This is a genomic window from Mesorhizobium sp. M2C.T.Ca.TU.002.02.1.1 (genome assembly GCF_003997225.1).
Window position 1 is genome coordinate 1 of record NZ_RZTO01001068.1, and the last position, 1736, is coordinate 1736.

General features: G+C 64.0%; 2 protein-coding genes. Both read right to left on the bottom strand.

Features of this window, described 5'->3' with window-relative positions; all coding sequences use genetic code 11:
• Positions 1–1106, bottom strand: a 1106-nt coding sequence (locus tag EOD07_RS33390) for a sugar ABC transporter substrate-binding protein (protein ID WP_164772790.1), incomplete at its 3' end; no start/stop codon positions are given.
• Between the two features lie 64 nt (positions 1107–1170).
• A complete protein-coding gene (locus EOD07_RS33395) occupies positions 1171–1680 on the bottom strand; it encodes a Gfo/Idh/MocA family oxidoreductase (RefSeq protein WP_348627796.1) in 510 nt (169 codons plus the stop codon).
• Between the last annotated feature and the right edge of the window lie 56 nt (positions 1681–1736).

The following is a 1736-nucleotide window of genomic DNA, read 5'->3' on the forward strand; positions in this document are numbered from 1 at the left end:
GCGCCGTAGCGTTTGCCGAAACTGTCGCTGTTGAGCGCCGAGAGCGAGGTCACGCCGGAGTTGGGATCGGTCTCGATCGATTTCAGCTGCTGCTCCTTGGCGGTTGCCCAGGCGGCGAAGAGGGCCGCCGCTTCCTGGTTCTTCGACTCGGCCGAGACATACATGGAATGCACGGCGAGCGAGGACGAGCCGCCCTTGGGCGAAGCCGACTTCATCGGCACCGGCACATAGCCGACCTTGCCGACCACCGTCGAGACCGCCGGATCTTCATTGTAGGCGCCGTTGACGGTCGCATCGAGCGTGATTGCCGCCTTGCCCTGCTGGAAGAGCAGCCGGTTCTCTTCCCAGCCGAAATTGGCGACGCCGACCGGACCGTAGTCCTTCAGCACCTTGGTGAAGGCGTCGAGCGCGGCGATGCCTTCAGGTGTCGCCAGCGCCGACTTGCCGCTGGCGTCGAAGAAGGAGCCGCCGAAGCCCCACAGATAGGCCGCCCAGACATAGACGCCCTGGATGCCCTGCTGGCCGCGCATGGTGATGCCGGCGATCTGCTTGTTGGTCTTTTCCGAGATGGTTTTCGCCGCGTTCTCGATGTCCTCGAAGGACTTCGGCGCCGCCAGCCCGTACTGTTCGAACAGGTCCTTGCGGTACATGACGAAGGTGCTCTCGCCATAGACCGGCAGGCCGTAGACCTTGCCGTCGAGGACGTTGGTGTTGAAATAGCCAGGCACGAAATCGGCCTTGTCGAAATTCTCCTTGTGCTTGGCCAGGAAATCGTCGAGCGGCACGATGTAGCCCGACTTCACGAAGCCCGGCAGGTAGATGATGTTGTTCTGGACGACATCGTAGCGGCCGGACTTGGACGAGAACTCGAGCAGCTCCTTCGCGGTGATGTCGGCCTCGGGCACGACCTCGATCGCCACGTCGATGCCGGTCTTCTCCTTGAATTCGGGCACCATCTTCTGGATGGCGTCGGTGGTCGGATGGCCCTCGAGCAGCACCGATATCTGCACGCCGTTGAACGGCTTGTCTTCGGCCGAGGCCGGCGCGGCCAGCGACAGCGCGGCGGCGGCCGCGCCAAGCATCAGTAGATTGCGTCTGTTCAGCATGTTTTCGTCTCCCATTCTTGGGCCATCTGGCCTCGTTGCAACAGCGCCGTCCGTTTGATTGAGCTCAACCGAGGCGCACGATTTCGCCGCTCTGTGCCGACTGCATCATGGCTAGGGTGAGTTCGAGCGAACGAAGGGCTTCCCGGCCGGTGGCGATCGGCATCGCCGCGCCGTCCAGCCAGTCGATGAGGCCGCCGAGCTGGCGCGCGAGGTCGCCGTCGATACGGCCGTTGAGCTGGGGCCAGTGCTGGGTGTCGATCTCGCGCGACATCTCGTTGCTGGCGAAATAGAGCCCGCTGTCGCCGCACTGGACCTCGAAGGATCCGTCGGTGCCGATAAGTTCCATGCGCGCGTCGATCATGTGGCGCGCGCCGGACGGCAGCGACCAGGCGCTCTCGAAATTGACGACCGTGCCGCCGGAAAAGCGCATGATAGCCGCGATGCTGTCCTGTGTGCCGGAGCTGCCCAGCAGCTTGTCGGTCTGTTGCGCATAGACCGACACCGGCTGCTGGCCCTCGAGCATCCACAGCACCATGTCGACGTCGTGGACGGTGACATGCAGCGCCAGCGGCAGCTTGCCGCCATAGCGCTTCGGGCCCTCGGTGCGAGCGCTGTTGCGGCGGGGCTAGA